This is a genomic window from Brevibacterium sp. MGP-B1 (assembly GCF_057766545.1).
Genome location: NZ_CM173407.1, coordinates 2312610 through 2331793 on the forward strand (window position 1 = coordinate 2312610; position 19184 = coordinate 2331793).

The 19184-nt window shown below is 64.0% G+C and carries 19 protein-coding genes; 9 read left to right on the forward strand and 10 right to left on the reverse strand.

The genetic code is table 11. The annotated features are described in order from the left end of the window. The first annotated feature begins 4 nt into the window (after positions 1-4). Positions 5-649: a response regulator transcription factor gene (locus AC3CD9_RS10485; protein WP_488363812.1), complete on the forward strand. Its 645-nt coding sequence runs from the start codon at positions 5-7 to the stop codon at positions 647-649. A 57-nt stretch (positions 650-706) separates the two neighbouring features. On the opposite strand, the gene AC3CD9_RS10490 is transcribed toward AC3CD9_RS10485, so the two are convergent. Together AC3CD9_RS10490 and AC3CD9_RS10495 are read right to left on the reverse strand one after the other, a co-directional pair. Beyond that, positions 707-1606, reverse strand: a complete 900-nt coding sequence (locus tag AC3CD9_RS10490) for a serine hydrolase (protein WP_488363813.1) — start codon at positions 1604-1606, stop codon at positions 707-709. Positions 1607-1614: 8 nt separating this feature from the next. After that, complete coding sequence (locus AC3CD9_RS10495) at positions 1615-2598, reverse strand: LysR family transcriptional regulator (RefSeq protein ID WP_488363814.1); 984 nt, start codon at positions 2596-2598, stop codon at positions 1615-1617. Between the two features lie 173 nt (positions 2599-2771). Here AC3CD9_RS10495 and bla point away from each other — a divergent pair, with 173 nt between their 5' ends. From bla to AC3CD9_RS10510, 3 genes are all read left to right on the forward strand, one after another. Continuing rightward, positions 2772-3704, forward strand: a complete 933-nt coding sequence (gene bla / locus AC3CD9_RS10500; RefSeq protein ID WP_488363815.1) for a class A beta-lactamase — start codon at positions 2772-2774, stop codon at positions 3702-3704. A 179-nt stretch (positions 3705-3883) separates the two neighbouring features. Next, on the forward strand, positions 3884-4666 hold the full coding sequence (locus AC3CD9_RS10505; RefSeq protein ID WP_488363816.1) for an NAD(P)-binding domain-containing protein: 783 nt from the start codon (positions 3884-3886) through the stop codon (positions 4664-4666). A gap of 78 nt (positions 4667-4744) precedes the next feature. Next, positions 4745-5212, forward strand: a complete 468-nt coding sequence (locus tag AC3CD9_RS10510) for an SRPBCC family protein (protein ID WP_488363817.1) — start codon at positions 4745-4747, stop codon at positions 5210-5212. Positions 5213-5333: 121 nt separating this feature from the next. Here AC3CD9_RS10510 and AC3CD9_RS10515 read toward each other — a convergent pair whose 3' ends face one another. Both AC3CD9_RS10515 and AC3CD9_RS10520 read right to left on the reverse strand, forming a co-directional pair. Beyond that, complete coding sequence (locus tag AC3CD9_RS10515) at positions 5334-7040, reverse strand: formate--tetrahydrofolate ligase (protein WP_488363818.1); 1707 nt, start codon at positions 7038-7040, stop codon at positions 5334-5336. 167 nt (positions 7041-7207) lie between these two features. Continuing rightward, positions 7208-7570 (reverse strand): MerR family transcriptional regulator, encoded by a 363-nt coding sequence (locus AC3CD9_RS10520; RefSeq protein WP_488363819.1) that lies wholly within the window; start codon positions 7568-7570, stop codon positions 7208-7210. A 54-nt stretch (positions 7571-7624) separates the two neighbouring features. Here AC3CD9_RS10520 and AC3CD9_RS10525 point away from each other — a divergent pair, with 54 nt between their 5' ends. Beyond that, on the forward strand, positions 7625-8608 hold the full coding sequence (locus AC3CD9_RS10525; RefSeq protein WP_488363820.1) for an alpha/beta fold hydrolase: 984 nt from the start codon (positions 7625-7627) through the stop codon (positions 8606-8608). Positions 8609-8633: 25 nt separating this feature from the next. Beyond that, positions 8634-9383, forward strand: a complete 750-nt coding sequence (locus AC3CD9_RS10530) for a class I SAM-dependent methyltransferase (RefSeq protein ID WP_488363821.1) — start codon at positions 8634-8636, stop codon at positions 9381-9383. A gap of 43 nt (positions 9384-9426) precedes the next feature. Here AC3CD9_RS10530 and AC3CD9_RS10535 read toward each other — a convergent pair whose 3' ends face one another. The 3 genes from AC3CD9_RS10535 to AC3CD9_RS10545 are packed head-to-tail and all read right to left on the reverse strand — an operon-like array spanning position 9427 to position 12927. Continuing rightward, entirely contained in the window at positions 9427-10575 is a 1149-nt protein-coding gene (locus AC3CD9_RS10535) for an FAD-dependent oxidoreductase (protein WP_488363822.1), read from the reverse strand. A 51-nt stretch (positions 10576-10626) separates the two neighbouring features. Next, positions 10627-11979: a sodium/glutamate symporter gene (locus tag AC3CD9_RS10540; protein ID WP_488363823.1), complete on the reverse strand. Its 1353-nt coding sequence runs from the start codon at positions 11977-11979 to the stop codon at positions 10627-10629. A gap of 51 nt (positions 11980-12030) precedes the next feature. Further along, positions 12031-12927, reverse strand: a complete 897-nt coding sequence (locus AC3CD9_RS10545; protein WP_488363824.1) for a LysR family transcriptional regulator — start codon at positions 12925-12927, stop codon at positions 12031-12033. Positions 12928-13254: 327 nt separating this feature from the next. Between AC3CD9_RS10545 and AC3CD9_RS10550 the strand changes: the two genes are divergently transcribed. After that, positions 13255-13899 carry a YdhK family protein gene (locus tag AC3CD9_RS10550; protein WP_488363825.1) on the forward strand — a complete coding sequence of 215 codons (645 nt, stop codon included), beginning with the start codon at positions 13255-13257 and terminating at the stop codon, positions 13897-13899. A 10-nt stretch (positions 13900-13909) separates the two neighbouring features. On the opposite strand, the gene AC3CD9_RS10555 is transcribed toward AC3CD9_RS10550, so the two are convergent. Both AC3CD9_RS10555 and galE read right to left on the reverse strand, forming a co-directional pair. Further along, positions 13910-14797 carry a DUF3626 domain-containing protein gene (locus AC3CD9_RS10555; protein WP_488363826.1) on the reverse strand — a complete coding sequence of 296 codons (888 nt, stop codon included), beginning with the start codon at positions 14795-14797 and terminating at the stop codon, positions 13910-13912. Next, positions 14794-15789 carry a UDP-glucose 4-epimerase GalE gene (gene galE / locus AC3CD9_RS10560; RefSeq protein ID WP_488363827.1) on the reverse strand — a complete coding sequence of 332 codons (996 nt, stop codon included), beginning with the start codon at positions 15787-15789 and terminating at the stop codon, positions 14794-14796. Before galE ends, AC3CD9_RS10555 begins: the two co-directional genes overlap by 4 nt. 152 nt (positions 15790-15941) lie before the next feature. Between galE and AC3CD9_RS10565 the strand changes: the two genes are divergently transcribed. Together AC3CD9_RS10565 and AC3CD9_RS10570 are read left to right on the forward strand one after the other, a co-directional pair. Further along, positions 15942-16997 carry a hypothetical protein gene (locus AC3CD9_RS10565; protein ID WP_488363828.1) on the forward strand — a complete coding sequence of 352 codons (1056 nt, stop codon included), beginning with the start codon at positions 15942-15944 and terminating at the stop codon, positions 16995-16997. 86 nt (positions 16998-17083) lie between these two features. Continuing rightward, entirely contained in the window at positions 17084-17608 is a 525-nt protein-coding gene (locus AC3CD9_RS10570; protein ID WP_488363829.1) for a Dps family protein, read from the forward strand. 96 nt (positions 17609-17704) lie between these two features. Here AC3CD9_RS10570 and lhgO read toward each other — a convergent pair whose 3' ends face one another. Beyond that, positions 17705-18919 (reverse strand): L-2-hydroxyglutarate oxidase, encoded by a 1215-nt coding sequence (lhgO, locus tag AC3CD9_RS10575; protein WP_488363830.1) that lies wholly within the window; start codon positions 18917-18919, stop codon positions 17705-17707. Positions 18920-19184: the final 265 nt, after the last annotated feature.

Here is a 19184-nt window from a genome sequence, read left to right on the forward strand (position 1 = left end):
CCCAATGATCAGAATCGCAGTTGTCGAGGATCAGGTTCTGATGCGTTCTGCTCTCATCAGCCTGCTCGATCTCGAAGACGACATCACGGTCATTGGCGAGGCCGGCAGCGGTGCCGAAGTCGCAGGATTGATCGCTACCGCGAACCCGGACGTGCTCCTTCTTGATATCGAGCTGCCGGGCAAGACAGGGCTCGAAGCGCTCGAAGAGCTGAGGCTCTCCGAAGACCGTGAGCCTGCGAGACCGACCGAGGGGACGGGCTCTGAGAGACCTGCGGTCGTCATCGTCACGACCTTCGGCCGGGCGGGCTACCTGCGTCGGGCGATGGACGCAGGAGCACGGGGATTTCTCGTCAAGGACGGCCCGGTAGAGACCCTCGCCGATGCGATTCGTCAAGTCGCGCGCGGAGAGACGGTTGTCGATCCTCTCCTGGCGGCTCAGGCGCTCAGCTCGGGAGAGAACCCGCTGTCGGAGCGCGAAATCCAAGTCCTCGTCGCCTCGGACGAGGGCGCTCCGATCGCGGATGTGGCAGAGGCTCTGCATCTGTCTCCGAGCACGGTCCGCAACTACCTGTCGAGTGCGATCGGCAAGCTCGGTGCCCGCAATCGTGCCGAAGCGCTGAGCAATGCCCGACGCGAAGGCTGGATCTGACTCGTCGTCTCGATCACAGCGACTGCGCCCGATGAGCTGCTCCGCCGCGGCCGGTCCTCACCTCAGCAGATCGTGGAGGGCACGGGCAGCGGCACCGAGGGCCGCCTCGGCGGCTGGCTGCACGGAAGCAGGATTGCTCGATTCGCTGAGCGCGACGACCGCGATCGACTGACCATCAGCATGGTCGACGACGCCGATCTCGTGTCTGAGGTGGAGCAGTGTGCCCGTCTTCGACGACCACTGCGCCGAATCGGACATGAGGTCAGGGGCGATGCGGTGACGCACAACATTTCCGGACATGAGTTCCTGCAGCCGTGCGGCGACGCCGGGATCGACACGTTCGGGCCGCCACAATTCGGCAAGTAGGCCCATCAGACTGCGGGCGGTGCCGGAGTTGGCCCGAGAGACATCGAGCTGCCAGATCCGATGCCCGTCTCCGTAGGGTGGCCGAGTCTGTGCAAGATCATACGCAAGATGTGCTTCAGACCTGTCGAGGCTCTCCAACGGGGTCGACACCAGTGCGTCGAGCCGGTGTCGGATATCGATGCCCCGCAGCCCCAGAGCATCGAGATCTCGCTGGACGTCGCGCACAGGGACGAGGTCGAGCAAGGCGTCTGCGGCAGTATTGTCACTGAAGCACACTGCTAATGTGAGCAGATCCTCGATTGCGATCCGTGCCGGATGCCGAAATCGTGCCGCCCCCGTCGGGCTCGCAGTGCCGGTCGCAGCAGGATCGACCCGAACCTGTTCGTCGGCCGCGAACTCACCCGCCTCGATTCGGTTGAGCACCGCCAGAGCGATGGGTACCTTGACCAACGAGGCCAACGGAGTCGCCCCTTCGGGCGACAGCGCGACTTCTGCGTGCGAGTCGAGATCGCGTGCGATGATCCTGGCACGCAGGCCCGCGCTCTCAAGCTCCGCACCGACCGCTTCGACGACCTTCTTCCGCTCGCTCATTCCATCCCTCAAGTCGATCGTCCGATTCTCGACCCCTTCGCCGAGGCGGCTCGATCCGTCGTCGTGTGCGTCCTCACTGCCGCGGTGCTTTGCCGTCTCGAGTCTGCGCGGATCGAACCGCCGAGGCAATCGGCGAATTCCTCGGCGAAGTCGGCAAGCAGCGCAATGTCTTCGTCCGAGCCGGCCGTCAGCGTGTACCCCCGAGAGATGACCGGATCGATGAGCGGTGTCCAGGGAAGATCCAGTTCCGCGGCTTCCGCCTCACTGCAGAGCATCAGGTCACCGTCGCTGAGCACCGCAGCCACCGCGTCGGGTTCTGAGGTGTCCACGACGACCTGGTACGGCAGCAGACCTGCGGTCTCGGCGGATCGTCGGATCCGGTCGCGGATGTGCGGGACGTTGTCCTCGCTCGTCACTCGCAGGCGTCGACCCGCGAGTTCGAGGTCATCGCCGGGGACCTGCGACCTGGATCTCCGCAGGTCGGCGATCCGCATCGGAGCCGTCAACGGGGAACGATGAGCACATCCCAACTCGACAGCCCATGTGCCTTCGTCTGCCGGAACAGTCTGCAGCGACGCGCGCACTCGTCTCCTGGCGAGGTCGTCGGCTCGCCGGCCCGGCGGTCCCGAGTGAAAGTCGACCCGCAGTCCCCGGTCCTTCACCGAAGCTGCCAACACCGCAAGGTTTCGAGTGGAGCAGATCGTCGGGACAGCGATTGAGACCGGCCGCAGTTTCGCTCGGTCGGCACCAAGCAGCATCTCGTCGGCCAACTCGACGAGGCGCGTCGCCGGAACGAGCATGTCGCGGCCGAACGGTGTGAGACTCACTCCTCGCCCGGTCCGTTCGAGGAGTCGTGCACCGAGCTGCTTCTCCAGTCCTGCGATGCGTCGACTGGCCACCGGCTGAGGGATCCCGTCCGCAGCAGCGCCGAGTGTCATGCTGCCAAGTTCGCTGACAGCGGTGAATGTCCGACAGGCGTCTACCAGGTCCATCACCTCATGGTATGCGTTATCGATATGAGAGCGGATGTTTCAGTCTTCGACCGCATGGCGGCGACAGAGAAGACTGGTCAGCGCCGAGCATCGCGAGAACGTCGAACGCGAGACGGCGCTCCCTCGACGATCCACCTCACATCGGCTCCCATCAGAGAGAACGGAACGAATCGATGAACACACGAACCCTGCAGCTTCTCGCCTCGTCAACACTGACCGCTCTTGCACTGGCTGGCTGCGCTCCAAGTGAGGCTCAGTCGTCGGACCAGTCCAGCCCTCTGACCGAAACCTCAACCAGTCCGAAGGACGACACTGACCACCAGCGACTCGAAAAGCAGCTCAAGAAGCTCGAGGACCGCTACGACGCGAGAGTCGGAGTCAGCGCGCTCGATACCGAGTCGGATGAATCGGTTGACCACCGTGCAGATGAGCGCTTCGGCTTCGCTTCCTCGCTCAAGGTATTCGCCGTCGCCGAACTCCTCGATCGCACGACGCCGAAAGACCTCGAGAAGAACGTGTCCTGGACACAGGCCGAGGTCGATGAGGCCGGATGGACACCGGTGACGGAGAAGCACGTCGACGACGGATTGCCGCTCGAAGACATCGCCGAGAGCGCACTGAGGGTCAGCGACAACCTAGCGATGAACATTGTGCTCGACGAGCTCGGCGGGCCTGACGGCCTCGACGACGCCCTGGAGAAGGACGGTGACACGACGACCGAGGTCACCGACGAAGAGCCGGAGCTCAACGATGTCGACGAGAGCAGTACGGACAACACCACCACCCCGGCCGCATTCACCACCGATCTGCAGGGTCTCCTCGACCCGCAGCGGTTGTCGGACGATGATCGCGTGGTGCTCTTCGACTGGATGTCGGGGAACGAGACCGGCGACCCACTCATCCGTGCCGGCGCACCCGAAAGCTGGGTGGTCAGAGACAAATCGGGGCATTCGGATGCGATTCAGAACGACATCGCCGTGGTGACGCCTCCCGATCGCAAGCCCATCGTCATGTCTGTGATGACAGAAACCGATGACCCCGAATCAGAGGACGGCCCGGCCCTTGTCGCTGCCGTCGCCGAGGTGGTGCTTACCGAATTCGAGTGACGCCGACCCCCTCCAATTGCTACCTGACGGCGGCCCAGCAACCTCGCGAGGTTGCTGGGCCGCCGTCAGGTTGTTTGGACACACGGCAGCTCGCCTCCTATTCCTTTCGAGGCCCCCGCACGTACGGTTGAGTCGATGACACAATGCACACAGGCACACACTCACTCGAGGAGGAGCACATGACACGCATCGGTTTCATCGGAGTCGGAGAGATCGCCTCGGCGATGGTCGAAGGTCTTGCCTACAGCGAGGCGAATGCCGACCTGCAATTCTTGCTTTCCCCACGCAATTCCGAACGCGCGGCGAGACTCGCTGAGTCAATCGAGTCCGCGACGGTCTGCCAGAGCAATCAGGACGTCATCGACCGCAGCGATCTGGTGGTCCTCGCAGTGTTGCCGCAGCAGATCGGAGCAGTCCTGGACGATCTCGACATTCCGACCGAGAAGACCCTGGTCAGCGCCGTCGCTGGAGTCTCAACGACCACGCTCGGGAACCATCTTCCGCATTCCCCGACGATCGTGCGCGTCATCCCCCTGCCCGCCGTCCGCGAGCGCAAGGGAGTCACCGCCCTGTTCCCGGCCGATGACGCGGTCGAAGGGCTATTGAGTCACCTTGGCGGGTCGGTGACCGCGGCAGATGAGAGGATGTTCTCCACGCTCTCGGCAGTGACAGCGACGATGTCGGCGCACTTCGCGTTCCTCCAGACGATCACTGCGTGGCTCGTCGACCGCGGCTGGGACCAGGCGGATGCCGACCACTTCATCCGCGGCCAGTTCGTCGGCCTCGGCGCCACCCTCGCCGAGACCACCGATCCCATCGACGACCTGGTCGCAGCCCACGAGACCCCGGGCGGCCTCAACGAAATGCTCAACCAGGAGTGGATGAACGAGGCCAACCGAAACTCCCTGGCGGCAGCTCTCGACGCCGTGTTCGACCGCGTCACAGGCAACGCCGGAGACTGACTCGACTGGTCAGGCGCCTGCCCGACCACCGTTTGAGAGATCGCCCGCGCGCGTCCGAAGGCCGATAGGATGACCAGCATGACCGAGTCTCTCACCTTCGCAGATTCCATACTCATCAGCTCCGACCCCATGACGGTCTACAGGACCGTTGCAGACGTGTCCCGAACTGGAGAGTGGTCGCCGATCTGCCGAGAATGCTGGTGGGACGAGGGTGACGGCCCACAGGTAGGAGCTTGGTTCACCGGGCGCAACGTCACCCCTGACCGAGAGTGGCAAACTCGCAGCCAAGTCGTCATTGCCGACGAGGGACGGACTTTCGGCTGGAGCGTGGGACCCGGGCGAGTCAACTGGTCCTACAGCGTGGAGGAAGCCGAAGGCGGCACACTGCTCACCGAATCGTGGGAATTCCTGCCGGCCGGGCAGGACTTCTTTGCAGAGAAATACGGTGCACGAGCGGCCGACGAGATCGCCGCACGAACCACATCGGCGCGGAACGGCATTCCCGAGACTCTCGCAGCGATCAAGCAGGTCATCGAAGTACGCTAGGGCACCTGCAAACGGGGCGCCCGCAGCGCTGGCGACCCGCCCCGCCCTCTCAGAACTACCTGACGGCGGCTCAGCAACCTCGCGCGAGGTTGCTGAGCCGCCGTCAGGTAGTAATTGGTGGTCAGAAGAGGCCGGTGATGTTGCCGTCCTCGGTGACGTCGATCTTCAGCGCTGAAGGTTCACGCGGCAGGCCAGGCATCGTCATGATGTCGCCGGCGATCACGACGATGAACCCGGCTCCTGCCGACAGCCGCACGTCCTTGACCTCGATGATGTGGTCGGTCGGCGCCCCACGCAGGCTCGCATCCGTCGACAGTGAGTACTGCGTCTTCGCGATGCACACGGGCGCATCGCCGAAGCCCTCATCCGTGAACTGCTTGAGCTTCCGTTTCACCTTGGCCGGCAGATCGACGTCCTTGGCCTGGTAAATCCGCTGCGCGATCGTGCGGATCTTCTCCTCCAGTGGTGCCCCGAGCTCGTACGAATACCTCGCCGAGACGACCGGATCCTCAGGCGCCCCGCCCGCAGCCTCGACGACCGCCTCGGCCAGAGCGAGCGCGCCCTTACCGCCGTCGGCCCAGTGCGTAGACTCCACGGCCGCAACCCCAAGACCATCCAAATGGCTGATCGCCGCGGCCATCTCCTCGTCGGTGTCCGTTGGGAACCGGTTGAAGCACACGACCGGCGTCAGTCCGTAGATCTCGCGCAGGTTCCGACAATGCAGCTCGAGGTTGCTCATGCCCTCCAGCACCGCACCAACATCAGCAGAGTTCACATCGGCAACGTTAACTCCCCCGTGGTACTTCAGGGCCCTCAGCGTTGCGACGACGACCACGGCCGAGGGCCAGATCCCAGCGGTGCGGCACTTGATGTCGAGGAACTTCTCGGCACCGAGGTCGGCACCGAATCCGGCCTCCGTGACGACCCAGTCGCCCAGCGCCAGGCCAGCCTTCGTGGCCAGCAGGCTGTTGCAGCCGTGGGCGATGTTCGCGAACGGTCCGCCGTGGATGAATGCCGGCGAATGTTCCAAGGACTGCACTAGGTTCGGCGCCAGAGCGTTGCGCAGCAGCGCGGTCATGGCGCCCGCCGCCCCGATGTCCGCGACTGTGATCGGTTCCCGCCCCCTACTGTGCGCGAGCACGATCCGTCCCAGCCGTTCCTTGAGATCAGCCAACGAGGTGGCCAGGCAGAACACCGCCATGACCTCGCTGGCGACGACGATGTCGAAGGCGTCCTCGCGGGGCACTCCCCCGTTGAGCCCGCCGAGTCCGACGACGACTCCGCGCAGGGCGCGGTCATTGAGGTCGACGACGCGGCGGAGGTGGATGCGCCGCGGATCGACGTCGAGCTCGTTGCCGAAGTGGATGTGGTTGTCGAGCATCGTCGCGGCGAGGTTGTTCGCCGCTGCAATGGCCGCGAAGTCGCCGGTGAAGTGGAGGTTGATGTCCTCCATCGGCACGACCTGTGCGTATCCGCCGCCCGCCGCCCCGCCCTTCATTCCGAAGACCGGGCCCATGCTCGGCTCCCGCAATGCCAGCACGGCCTTGCCGACCTCGGGCTTCGATCGGGCAAGTTCGTTGAGTCCATCAGCAAGACCGATGCTCGTCGTGGTCTTTCCCTCCCCGGCCGGGGTCGGGCTCATTGCAGTGACGAGGATGAGCCTGCCGTCCGTGGCGGTCTCGGCCGCCTGATCGAGGACGTCGATCGGCACCTTCGCCTTCGTCCATCCGTGGGGAATGATGTCCTTCGCGTCGAGACCCAGCCCAGCGGCGATATCGACGATGGGATCGAGCTCGGCGCTGAGCGCAATATCCATATCTGTGGTCATAAGGCCATCATGCCCGTTCTCCGAGATTTTGTGACCATCACCGACCCGAGAATTCGCGCAATGTGCACTGAGTTCCGCCCACCGCAACATCGACCCCGCCGAGGCGGCCGACCGTTACCTGCCCGACCGAGCATTTCGCGACCCGATTCCGCCGCACAACACCCGCCTCACCCCGCGTACTCCGAGCACTCCGGACACCGGGTCATGAGGTCGTGCCGGCAATGGCGAACATGGAGGAGAAACCTCTCCGCCGAGTCCAGCGAGGTCCGCTGCGCCCGAATCGCCGACAGGCGAGCCGCGATCACCGAGGCACGTCCCGCCTCACCACGGTGCAGGATCGCCCGGATCTCCGCAAGGCTCATGCCCACACTCTGACACGACAGCACGATCCGACACCGGCTCAGATGCTCATCCGAATACTCACGGTGCCCGGCCGCAGTCCGGTCCGGCACGACGACGCCTTCGTCCTCCCAATGCCTGAGCACATGCGCGGCCGTTCCCAGCTGCGCAGCCGCATCCCCGATCTTCATGACTCCATGATGACACCTTGACTTCAGGTTGACCTGAAGTTCTACCGTCGATCCATGATGACGCCAACCGATCGCAGCCCCGCTATCCGCATGTCCACCGATCGCATCACCTTGAGCGACGGCGCCGAGGTGGCCACAACGACCCTCGAACCGACCTCCCACGACACCGTCCATGACCGCCTTGGCGAGGTCATCATCTGCCACGGAACCCCGTGGTCATCGCGCATGTGGCTGCCGCTTGCCCGCGAGCTCGCGCAGACGAACCGCGTCCGTCTCTGGGACATGCCCGGCTACGGCGACTCGATTCCCGCCACCTCCGGCGATTCCATCCCCGATCCCTCCACCACGTCGGCACAGCCGACAGACCATCACCCCGCCGAGGCGGCTCCCGCCGTCGATCTCATCACCCAACGTCGTCGACTGGCCGAGCTCATCGACTGCTGGGACGTGTCGAATCCCCACGTCATCGCCCATGACATCGGCGGCGCTGTCGCACTCGGCGCGCACCTGTTCGAGGGCTGCGATTTCGCGTCGTTGTATCTGCTCGACATCGTCACTCTCGACCCGTGGGGCTCACCGTTCTTCCGCCTCGTCGCCGAGAACGAAAAGGTCTTCGCCGCCCTCCCACCTCGACTTCATCGCGCCCTGGTCCGCGAATACATCGCCGGGGCGGCGGCCACACCAGCCGACGAATCGCCATCGGGCGAAGTCCGCTCGAACCTCAGCGATGTCCACATCACTGAACTCAGCGACCCCTGGCGCACCGAAGCCGGTCAAGCTGCGTTCTACCGGCAGATCGCCGCGCTGCGCTCCGAGCACACGGCGCCCGTCGTCGACCGCCTCGGTGAGGTGCGCTGCCCGGTCCGTATCGGGTGGGGTGAGGACGATCCGTGGATTCCGGTCGCCCAGGCCGATCGCCTCGCCGAGGCGCTTCCCGGAAACCCGCACGTGGCCCGCTTCCCGCACTCGGGCCACCTCGTCCCGCTCGAGGCGCCGCACGATCTGCTCGTCGATGTGACCGCTTGGCTCGACGTGTGAGAGTCGTGTGCGCGAAGATGGCGGTATGCGCGCATTCGACGAGCTCGTCACCGAGGCACAATCCGCCGATGTCACCGGGTGGGGATTCGGCTGGCTCGATGGGCGCGCCACCGAGGAGCGACCGCCCTGGGGTTACGCAAGCCTTCTTGCCAGGAGACTGTCGACGGCAACGGCGGCCCTCGATATCGGTACCGGCGGCGGCGAGGTCGTCGACGAGGCACCGGTGCTGCCGCCGCGCATGGCGGTGACCGAGTCGTACCGCCCCAATATCGCCGTGGCCCGGCACCGGCTCGGTCCGCGTGGCGTCGATGTCGTCGAAGCCGACCCGCACAGGCTGCCTTTCGCCAATGGCAGCTTCGACCTCGTCACCTCCCGACATCCCGTGAGCCCCGCCTGGTCGGAGATCTCCCGGGTTCTCGTCCCCGGAGGCACCTATCTCGCCCAGCACGTCGGTCCGGCCTCGGCGTTCGAGCTCATCGAGTTCTTCCTCGGACCGTTGCCGGAAAATCGCCGCTCACGGCACCCGCAGACCGAATCCGACGCCGCCGAGGCGGCCGGACTCACGGTCGAAACGCTGCGCACCGCGCGCTGCCGCATGGAGTTCTTCGACGTCGGTGCGATCGTGTGGATCCTGCGCAAATGTCTGTGGTGGGTGCCCGATTTCTCGGTTGCCGACTATCTTCCGCAGCTGCGTGAACTCGATGCCCGGGTGCGTCGAGGCGAGCCCTTCGTTGCCCATTCGACGCGGCAACTCATCATCGCGTCAAAGCGTTGAGGCAATTCATCGCGACAGAACGCTGAGACACCATGCCGCCCGATCACATCGTCGAAGCGCCGCCCACCCGGAATCGTTCCGGCACGCCGCCTGAACCCGTAGCGAGGTCGGCCACGAACTCGCCGAGCAGCGGCGCGAACTTCGCGCCGTGCCCCGAACAGGCCGAGACAATGACGAGACCGTCGACCTCGTCGATGACGAAATCCTCGTTCGGGGTGTTCGTGAACAGGCACGTGGTCTCCGCATACGGTTCCGGAATGAGTCCCGGCAGGTTCCGCTTCGCATAGTCGATCATCCGAGCCCGCATCTCCTCGGTGATGTGTCCGTCCTGATCAAGGGCCGAACCGATCACCTTCCCGCCGTTGAACTGCGCGAACTTCTGCCCCGCGAAACCGGCATCCCGTCCACCGGGCAGTCCGTAGGTGAACATCTCCCCGGATTTGTGGATGAACGTCGGCCAGGGTGTGCTCGGCCGACCGTCCGCACCGGCATCGCGGTAGGGCATGTGGAACGCCTGCTCCTGCCGCACTTCGAATGTCGGCAGCGCCTCGAGGAACGCTTGCGGAAGACCAAGATCGCCGAGGAGGTCGGGCAGCCACCCGCCCGCCGCGACAATGACGCGGTCACCTTCGACAACGTCCCCCTTCGCCGAGGTGGCACTGAAGCCGCCTGCGGATCGTCGGGCCACCTCGGTGACCGTCCAATCATTGAGGACCCGAGCCCGCCCTGTGTCCACCGCACGGTCGAGCATGGTGGTCACCGTGGTCTCGGCATCGATCACACCGGCGTCCGGGTGCCACAGCACGTCGGTATCGAATGCGAACTGCGGCCACCGTTCTGCGGCACTCTCGGGATCGAGGACCTCGTACTCAACTCCGACCTCTTCGAAGATCTCGGCGAGCAGATCAGTGTGCCGGGCGTCGCCGAAGTCGAGCGCTCCCGTGCGAGTGATCAGCTCAGTTCCCGATTTCGCTTCGAGGTCGTCCCACAGCTCACACGCATGCACAACGAGTTCGGTGTAAAGGCGATCCGGATAGGCGTAGCGGAAGATGCGGGCCGAACCGTGGGAGCTGCCACGGTCGTTGGCCGGGGTATGCCGTTCGAGCACAGTGACGTCCTCGCCGCGCGCGGTCAGCGAATACGCGGCTGCGGCACCGGCCAGCCCTGCTCCGATGACGATGTGGTGAGTCAAAGCTGTTCTCCTCAAGAACTGGTTAGGTGATTGGTCTCTCCCGCGGGCGCGTCACACCTGGATCCGGCTGCGTCTGTTACCTGCGACAACGACGAGCGCTGCGGCGACAGCGACGACGGTGATCGCACCCCAGATTCCCACAACTGCCCACGAGGCGCCGGCGATGACCAGCAATGGAGCGAACGTCACGGCGGTGACTTCTACCGGGATGACCGGGAGATACGCCAGCGAGAAGTCCTCAAGGGTGCGAGATTTGAGTTTCGGATCGACGATGCGCAACAAAGCGATGCCCGTGGCGACGGCCCCTGTCGCCCAGCCCCAGGTGAAGAGCTGCCGTTCGAACCACCCTTCTTCCATTACCCGCGGGGCGACCCACAGGCCCAGGAACAGGCACAGGGCCAGACCGACGACGAAGAGAATGAGAAGTGAGAGCCATTGGTCGACGACGAAGCTCGGCACTACTGAGGCGATCCCGCACACCATGAGGACGTCAGTCGCAGATCCGGAGATGGAACTCTGGGTGTCCTTGTCGATGAACTTCGTCGTCGACGTCGCGGACAACAGCGCCCGGAGCACGAGGCCGACAAGGAACGCGATTGAGAACAGTGGGAATGCCACAGAAGGAATGAGTTCGCCGAGGATGACGTTGATTCCGTAGGCCGCCGCGGACACCCCGGCGACGATTCCGGCTTGGAACGTCAGCGATTCGATGGCGCTGCCGGAGAATTTGTGCGTACCGATCGCGGGCTGCTCGACGTTGTCGTCGAGGATTCCGGTCCGCAACTCGGCGGGCACCGTGTCGAGGCCGGAGAACTCACGGGCGTATCCCTGCACTGCACCGTACTTCGCCTGGATGATACCGCCGACGACTCCGACGAGCAGACCGACTGTCGCTGCGGTGAACGCGAGGGACTGCACGGCAGGGTCTCCGGAATCGGCGAATACCGTACCGATCGCCGCTGCTGAACCGAAGCCACCGGCCCAGCCGGCGAACAGCAGCAGCCCGACATGATCAGGCGCCCCGAACAGCGGACCGAGGACCAGCAGGACCAGCCCCATGCCGATGGCCGTCTGCGCGGCGTAGATGAGGACACCGTAGCTCGCGAAACCTGCGAGCGATCGCCCGATTTTGAGGATGTTGAAGTCGCTGGTCATTGCCAGGCAGGCGAAGACCAGGACGATGAGCAGTGAGGTGTATTCGCCGAGCTGGTCCGAAAACGGCAGCCAGCCGAGAACATTGGGGCCGAACACCAGACCGAGCACACCGGCAATGACTCCGGCAGGAATCATCATCGTCTGGATCGCCGGAATCTTTGCTCGCAGGATCGTGCCGACGACGAGCAGGCCGCCGATGAGTCCGGCATCGACGAGCAGCGCTGAGGGGCTGAATTCCGTGGGTTCCATGAGAGCAGTCTCCTGTGAAAGCGGTTCGTGGATGAGAGGGCGGATAGAAGGTCAGGGCGTAAGGTCGTTTTCTGCCGCCCATCTGCCGAGCACTTCGGTCAGTGGGTCCAACAGTTTCAACGGGTCTCCAGGCGCGGTGCGAATCGTCAGCGGATACGTGTGCCGTGCCTCGGCGAGAGAGGCGAATGCGACACCGCTCCACGATTGGATGGCAACCGATGCCGGCACGAGGCTGATGCCCGCCCCGGCGGCGACCAGCCCGAGGATGGCCTGCTCGTTCGACACATGTGCGACCGTGCGCATCGTTCGTCCGTGCTCAATGAAGATGCTGGCGACGAGGTCGAATGCGACGGGAGCAGAGGAACGGTGGAACAACACGACCGGCTCGTCGCTGATCTCGCCGACATGCACTTCGCTGCGGCCGGCCAGCCGATGGCCATTTGGAAAAGCCACGCACAGCTTCTCCCGGAACGCAATCTTCTCATCGGGCCGGTGGCTGCTGAACTCCCTCACCAGGCATGCATCGATGTCCCCGTTGTCGACAGCAAGTGTGAGGTCGGAACTGGCGCCGTCGGAGACGACGATCGAGTGGTCGTCGAGAGCCGCAAGCACTCCGGTGATGATGGCCGGGAAAGTGGAGCTGACACCGCCGAGGCGGATCCGCTGAGTCTTCTTCCCGTCACGCATATCGGTTGCAAGCTGTGGGAGCGAATCGGCACGGCGTCGCAGCTCGAGCACTTCGGGATAGAGCCCGCGAGCCGAGGCAGTGGGGATGACTTCACGCGGCCTCCTCTCGAAGAGTTTCTCACCCAAGTGCCGCTCCAAGGAGGCAACAGACTGGCTGACCGGCGACTGTGCCATGTGCAAGGACTTGGCAGCTTTCGTGAAGCTTCCTTCGGAGTACACAGCGAGGAAACAGCGCAACTGCTTGAGACTGACTTCGCTCATCGGCGCGCTCCCGGACTACACGTGACACAAGCAACTGTGGTTGTGTTCATGACAGCCGAGTCTATGAATGCGATCCGGTCAAGGCAAGATGCAAATCAGATCAATTTACGGAAGTGCTAGACGAAAACCGTCTAGCACGAATCGCGTCGTTCTCATATATATCCCCATGTCACTACTGGTGCAGAGCACCTCTGTCGTCTTGGAAATCATACCCATCCGGGGTATAGGGTGACCGTGGCGGGTTCACAAGATGGGATGGCCTGATTGGTTCACGTCTGCCGCCGAGCGAATCCGACACGACCGTCTCACAGAATCAGGAAACTACTTATGAAGAAGCTCAATCCAGCCGCCCGCCTCGCTGCGGTCACCGCAGCACTCGGACTGGTACTAGCAGCCTGTTCAGCTGCGAATGACGATGCCCAAGGATCCGACGGCGAAGGCTCCCACGGTAGTCACGAGTCCGCGTCGAACGAATCCAGCGGATCCGATCACGAAGACATGAACAACAACGATACCGACCACGAGCCGGGCGGCCACGAAGGGCACGCAGCCGATGGCGGTGCGCCACCGGAGGGAATTGCGAAGGCCGCCGACCCCGAATTCGACGTCGGCGACACAGTCGTTCTCTCTGCCGATCACATGCCGGGGATGAAGGGAGCTGAGGCAACTGTCTCCGGCGCGTTCGACACGACAACCTATTCGATCAGCTACACGCCGACCGACGGTGGAAGTCCGGTCAAGGACCATAAGTGGGTCGTCCACGAAGAGCTTGAGGACCCGGGATCGGCACCGTTGGAGAAAGGGGCGAAGGCCACCGTCAATGCCGACCATATGCCCGGTATGAAAGGCGCCGAGGCGACCATCGACTCAGCGACCGACGAGACCGTCTACATGGTCGACGTGAAGACAGATGAGATGGAGATGACGAACCACAAATGGGTCGTCGAAAGCGAGATGAAATCCGCTGAGTGACAGCGTGGCTTCACCAGGCCCGTCCGAATCGCGCGAGGCAGTGCCAGACCTTCTTGGTCTGTAGCCCGTCGAGATCCCACGCCCGGCGGGCGCGTGCGATATCGATAGGTCTCAGCTGCGCCGAATTCCCCATAACCTCGGCGACTCGGTGCGCGAGATCCGCCACGTCCTGGCCCCGATAGTCCGGATTCGCGGCGATTTCGGCAACCTCGGCGACATAGCCCGGATGAGTCTCGACGGCGAGACCACAGCGTTCCGCCGTCTCCAGCATCGGATGATCGGCGAAGCTGGGATCGACGACTAATGCTTCAACGTCTTCGGGCACTTTCACCCCTCCGTGGACATGAGCCTCGATGTAATGGTCGAGACGGTCGCGATACATACCGCCCGATTGAGCGGCAGCTCCGTCGTCCGCAAACTCGTCACGACGAAAGTCAGCAATGAGTCCCATGCGATCAGCGACGCCGAAGAGTTCCGGGCAGAAAGTGCTATCGGGATAGGCAAAGGTCGCTCTTACCAGAGTCTCCGGGCGAAGCCTCAGGTAGGCCGACCCGAATCGCGGTGCTGGACCATAGGGGTCGCCGTCGAGGTCAAGAGCTCCATAGACCGGTCGGTGGTGTACCTCCGCATGGTCATAGGCTCCACCGAAGATTCTCTGCTCCCAGTGCCACCGGTCGCCACCGAGAAAGGCAGTCAGACCGCCATTGCTCGTGCCTGTGACGAATTGGGACACGTACTGCCCGTGATCGAGAATCGACGCGAGCACCCCGGCCTCCGAGGCACCATCCTCAAGGTTGAAATGCAGTGCCACCCGCGCCAGGAAGGGCAAGTGCTGTCCCGTGACGGAACGTGATCGGACCCAGCGAAGCGCCGCGGCGGCTGGGTCCGATTGCGTCATCGCTTTTGGTCCGGCAGCATCCCCGCGGCCTCGACGGCGCTGCGGACGATCTCCTCGAGACCGAACTCCGCTTTCCAGCTGAGCAGGGCCGAGATACGGGTGACGTCGGCGACCAGCGCCGGCGGGTCACCGGCACGACGCTCGCCCATGTCGGGGACGATGTCACGGCCGGTCACCTCGGCGATGGTGTCGATGACTTCCTTCACCGAGGCGCCGGTTCCGGTGCCGACGTTGAACACGGTCTCCGTGGTGCCGCCGGCCTTCATGTAGTCGAGGGCAGCGATATGTGCCTCGGCGAGGTCCTTGACGTGGACGTAGTCGCGGATGCACGTGCCGTCGGGGGTGTCGTAGTCGTCGCCGAAGATGATCGGTGCCTTGCCGTCCTTCAGCCGTCCGAGCACGATTGGGATGAGGTTCATGACGGCGGTGTCGGCGAGTTCGTTCCAGCCGGCACCAGCGACGTTGAAGTAACGCAGCTTCACGGCGTTGAACGTGGTCCCCCGCATCTGCGAGGCAGTGATCTGGTTGTCGATCATCCACTCGCCGATGAGCTTCGTCTGACCGTAGGGGTTGATGGGACGGCAGTCGAGATCCTCGGCGACCATGTCGACATCGGGCATGCCGTAGGTCGCTGCTGAGGAGGAGAAGACGAGCGATTCGATACCGGTCGCTTCGACGGCGGCGAGGATGTTCGTCAGCGCGCCGATGTTCTGCCGGTAATACATGACCGGTTCCTCGACGGATTCGCCGACCTGCTTCTTCGCGGCGAAGTGGATGATCGAGTCCACACCGTGTTCCTTGATCGCCTCGACGAGGCGGTCGGTGGCATCCGCTGCGGCCAGGTCGAGGTTGACCACGGGCAGGCCTTCGACGCGAGCGTCGATGCCGGTGGAGAAGTCATCGACGACGAGCACGTCGTCGCCGCGTTCGGTGAGCAGTCGCACCACGTGCGAACCGATGTAGCCTGCCCCTCCGGTCACCAGAACTGCCATTGACCGCGTCCTCCTTCGTCTCTTCGCCACGTCGGTATCAGAATACGCGTTCAGGTGTCCGAGTTCAGATTCGGTCTGAAAGCCCCGTGGGGAATACGTCGGAATTCGCCGTCGCCCTGGCCAGGAACAGACGGCCCTGCCACAGTGGGAAAATGCACATCCTCCTTATCTGCGATCCCGGGCCTCCGAGCCGCCGTGTGGCCTCGTTCAAGGACGAGTTTGCCGAACTCCTCCGACAGGATTTCGAGTCGGAGGTGACTGTCGATGTGTGCACAGAGGCGCTCCGGGTCCAGGCCGACCACCGACTGGAGCTGTCGACTCTCGACGCGATCGTCGACCGCTATGCCGCAGCGGACCTCGTCATCATGCTCACGGACATTCCGCGCCACACCCAGGGCAAACCACTGATCGCCGAGGTGCTGCCGGCACGCAACATCGCCGTGATCTCCTGCCCTACCCTCGGCGCACTGACGACGAAGAGTCGTCTGCTGAAGATCTATATGAGCTGCGTCAATCAGCTCCTGCCCGACGGTCATCTGCCGGCGAAGACGCATCGCCTGCCGCGCTGGGGCCGATGGTCGAGCCGCTCCGAGTCGGGGCGCCGCACCCTTCACGCTCATACGTTCACCGGCGGACCCCGCCTCGTCCTGGGCATGACCATGGCCAATGAGCCGCTGCGGATGGCCCGCAGGCTCTCACGAGCCATGGCCGCAGCCGCTGCCACAGGAGCATTCGGCATCTTCTACAGCTCCATCTGGCAGATGTCCCACCATCTGTCTACCGCCCGCCTCATCTCGATCGGCGCCATCGCCATCGCAGTCATGGTCGGCTGGCTGATCACGATCAATCGCCTCTGGGATCGCCCGGTCAATGAACGCCTGGCTCAGGTCGTCTTCTACTACAACCTGTCCACCGTACTCACACTCATCATCTGCGTGACGGGTCTCTACGCTTTGCTGGTCATCGGCATCCTCGCCGGAGGGCTCATCGTCATCGACCCCGAGTTCATGGCCCAGACGATCCACCGGCCCGAAGCCCGGCTGACGAACTACCTCGACATCGCGTGGCTGAGTGCGGCGATGGGCGTCGTCGCCGGCGCACTCGGCTCAAGCTTCGACAGCGACATCGACCTCAAGAATCTCACGCACGCCCAGCGGCTGCGCTCCCGCGTCTATATCGCCCAGGACGATGAGTCAGGCACATCCTGACGGGGGTTACGTACCATCTGCGGCCGCGTTATGGTGGCCACAGACTCCGGGTCAACGCGAAACCGGAGAGAATAGGAGCAAGAATCATGACACAGTCAGTGACAGTTCCCGACCCCCATGGCTCAGAGAAGACCACTCGCGAGAACGCCGAACGCGGCTTCGTCGCCTCCGACGCCCTGACCAAGAACCTCCAAACGGTTCTGGTTGACTTCATCGCTCTGAGCCTGACTGCCAAGCAGGCGCATTGGAATATCGTGGGCACGAACTTCCGCGACCTCCACCTCAACCTCGACGAAGTCACGGACATCGCCCGTGCAGGCAGCGATGAGATCGCTGAACGCATGCGTGCCCTCCACGCCTCTCCGGACGGTCGCCCCGCGGTGATCGCCGAACAGACGGGGTTGCCGGAGTTCCCGAACGGAGAGATCAGCACCCACGACGCCATCGACCACATAGTCGCGTCGATCGAGGCAACCGTGGCATCGATGCGTGACTGCCATGACGAGGTCGACTCGGCGGACCCGACGACCGCCGACATCTTCCACAGCTACATTGCCCAACTCGAGCAGCAGGCCTGGTTCATCAGCGCAGAGACCCGCACACCCAAGTGAGTCGGTGCGACTGAGCAGCCACTCTGGTCTTCGGGCCGCCTCCCCGTCCTCACGGTCGGGCAGGCGGCCCTTCGTCGTCGACGCCCGGCACCGGCATCATCGCCCGTCGATGATGCCGACGAGGTGTTCGGCAATGGCCAGCGCCGAAGTGGCTCCTGGGGACGGCGCATTCCTGACGAACATCGCGGCTCCCGCCCGATCGATGACGAAGTCATCAACGAGTGTTCCGTCCCGATTCATGGCCTGCGCGCGGATTCCGCGCGTGGCGCGGTGGCCGCCGACTCCCGCGAGGGAGGGGACATAGCGGGCCGCCTCGGCGACGAATCTCTCGATGGAGAGCACCCCGGGCAGCTCACGGGCAGCGGTGGCCAGATTGCCTGCGGCGAAGCGCCAGAATCCGGGGTCGGCGGCCACGGCCAGGGAATCGGGGATGTTGAGGCCGAGCCCTCGGTAGCCTTCGCGGGAGAAGGAGAGGAAAGCGTTGGGCCCGATCATCAGTCCGCCGTCGATGCGTCGGGTGACGTGGACGCCGAGGAAGGGATACTTCGGGTCCGGGACGGGGTAGATGAGCCCGTTGACGGCATCGTTGTGTGCCGCATCGAGGATGAAGTATTGGCCGAAGAAGGGCACCACGGTCGGGGTGCGGGCCTGCCCGGAACGGGCTGCGAGGCGGTCGGATTGGAGCCCAGCACAGACGATGACGTGGTCGAATTCCTGGGCATCGACCGGGGTGTGGACGATGCCAGTGTCACGGGCGGTGGGGCCGCCTCGGTGCTCGACGGACTTCACCGGGGTGGAGAATCGCACGCGGCCGCCGTGGCCGCGGAAGTCGACGACGAGGGCTTCGGTGAGTCCGGAGTAGTCGATGATCGCGGTGTGGGGTGAGTGAAGTGCTGCGAGGGCATCGGCATTCGGTTCGATTTCGCGCAGGCCATCGTGGTCGAGCAGGGCGATGTCGGGGACGCCGTTGGCTCGGGCACGGTCGTGGATGGCGTGGAGGCGGTCGACTTCGACATCGTTGGTGGCGACGACGACCTTGCCGCATTCGTCATAGGCGACTCCGTGCTCCTGAGCGAACTCGCGGATGAGGTCGACGCCGCGGCGGCACAGCGTGGCCTTGAGGCTGCCGGGTTCGTAATAGAGACCGGCGTGGACCACTCCGGAGTTGTGGCCGGTCTGGTGGGCTGCCGGACGGTCTTCCTTCTCGAAGAGGGTGACGTCGGCGGAGTCGTGACGGGCCAGGATCTCGCGGGCGGCCGCGGCTCCGATGATGCCTGCTCCGATCACGGCCCAACGTTTTGTCTTCGCCATGCCTCAACTCCTTCGTCGATCTCCGTCGTTCCTGCCGGTTGAGTCGACTGTAGACGCTGGCAAGGCGTCAGTCGTGGCCCGTCCACGCCACGGAAGTCGTGACCTTGCCGGTCACCGCTTGGTCACAGGTCGACCTCGAGCGCAGACCTCTGTGTCTCAATCCGTGACAATCAGGAGCTGTCTCAATGACTCAACTATGACCGTGACGCTTTCTGACCCGTAAGATTCGCCTGGAGTCCATAAGCCTGCCGCCTGGTTGTTTATT

What these genes read in the sequence shown, in the direction of transcription:
- AC3CD9_RS10490 (WP_488363813.1), bottom strand. Translation starts at nt 1,606, where the DNA reads ATGAGCGAGCGGAAGAAGGTCGTCGAAGCGGTCGGTGCGGAGCTTGAG.
- bla (WP_488363815.1), top strand. Translation starts at nt 2,772, where the DNA reads ATGAACACACGAACCCTGCAGCTTCTCGCCTCGTCAACACTGACCGCT.
- AC3CD9_RS10530 (WP_488363821.1), top strand. Translation starts at nt 8,634, where the DNA reads ATGCGCGCATTCGACGAGCTCGTCACCGAGGCACAATCCGCCGATGTC.
- galE (WP_488363827.1), bottom strand. Translation starts at nt 15,789, where the DNA reads ATGGCAGTTCTGGTGACCGGAGGGGCAGGCTACATCGGTTCGCACGTG.
- AC3CD9_RS10570 (WP_488363829.1), top strand. Translation starts at nt 17,084, where the DNA reads ATGACACAGTCAGTGACAGTTCCCGACCCCCATGGCTCAGAGAAGACC.
- AC3CD9_RS10565 (WP_488363828.1), top strand. Translation starts at nt 15,942, where the DNA reads ATGCACATCCTCCTTATCTGCGATCCCGGGCCTCCGAGCCGCCGTGTG.
- AC3CD9_RS10550 (WP_488363825.1), top strand. Translation starts at nt 13,255, where the DNA reads ATGAAGAAGCTCAATCCAGCCGCCCGCCTCGCTGCGGTCACCGCAGCA.
- AC3CD9_RS10520 (WP_488363819.1), bottom strand. Translation starts at nt 7,570, where the DNA reads ATGAAGATCGGGGATGCGGCTGCGCAGCTGGGAACGGCCGCGCATGTG.
- AC3CD9_RS10515 (WP_488363818.1), bottom strand. Translation starts at nt 7,040, where the DNA reads ATGACCACAGATATGGATATTGCGCTCAGCGCCGAGCTCGATCCCATC.
- AC3CD9_RS10525 (WP_488363820.1), top strand. Translation starts at nt 7,625, where the DNA reads ATGATGACGCCAACCGATCGCAGCCCCGCTATCCGCATGTCCACCGAT.
- AC3CD9_RS10540 (WP_488363823.1), bottom strand. Translation starts at nt 11,979, where the DNA reads ATGGAACCCACGGAATTCAGCCCCTCAGCGCTGCTCGTCGATGCCGGA.
- AC3CD9_RS10505 (WP_488363816.1), top strand. Translation starts at nt 3,884, where the DNA reads ATGACACGCATCGGTTTCATCGGAGTCGGAGAGATCGCCTCGGCGATG.
- AC3CD9_RS10555 (WP_488363826.1), bottom strand. Translation starts at nt 14,797, where the DNA reads ATGACGCAATCGGACCCAGCCGCCGCGGCGCTTCGCTGGGTCCGATCA.
- AC3CD9_RS10545 (WP_488363824.1), bottom strand. Translation starts at nt 12,927, where the DNA reads ATGAGCGAAGTCAGTCTCAAGCAGTTGCGCTGTTTCCTCGCTGTGTAC.
- AC3CD9_RS10510 (WP_488363817.1), top strand. Translation starts at nt 4,745, where the DNA reads ATGACCGAGTCTCTCACCTTCGCAGATTCCATACTCATCAGCTCCGAC.
- lhgO (WP_488363830.1), bottom strand. Translation starts at nt 18,919, where the DNA reads ATGGCGAAGACAAAACGTTGGGCCGTGATCGGAGCAGGCATCATCGGA.
- AC3CD9_RS10485 (WP_488363812.1), top strand. Translation starts at nt 5, where the DNA reads ATGATCAGAATCGCAGTTGTCGAGGATCAGGTTCTGATGCGTTCTGCT.
- AC3CD9_RS10495 (WP_488363814.1), bottom strand. Translation starts at nt 2,598, where the DNA reads ATGGACCTGGTAGACGCCTGTCGGACATTCACCGCTGTCAGCGAACTT.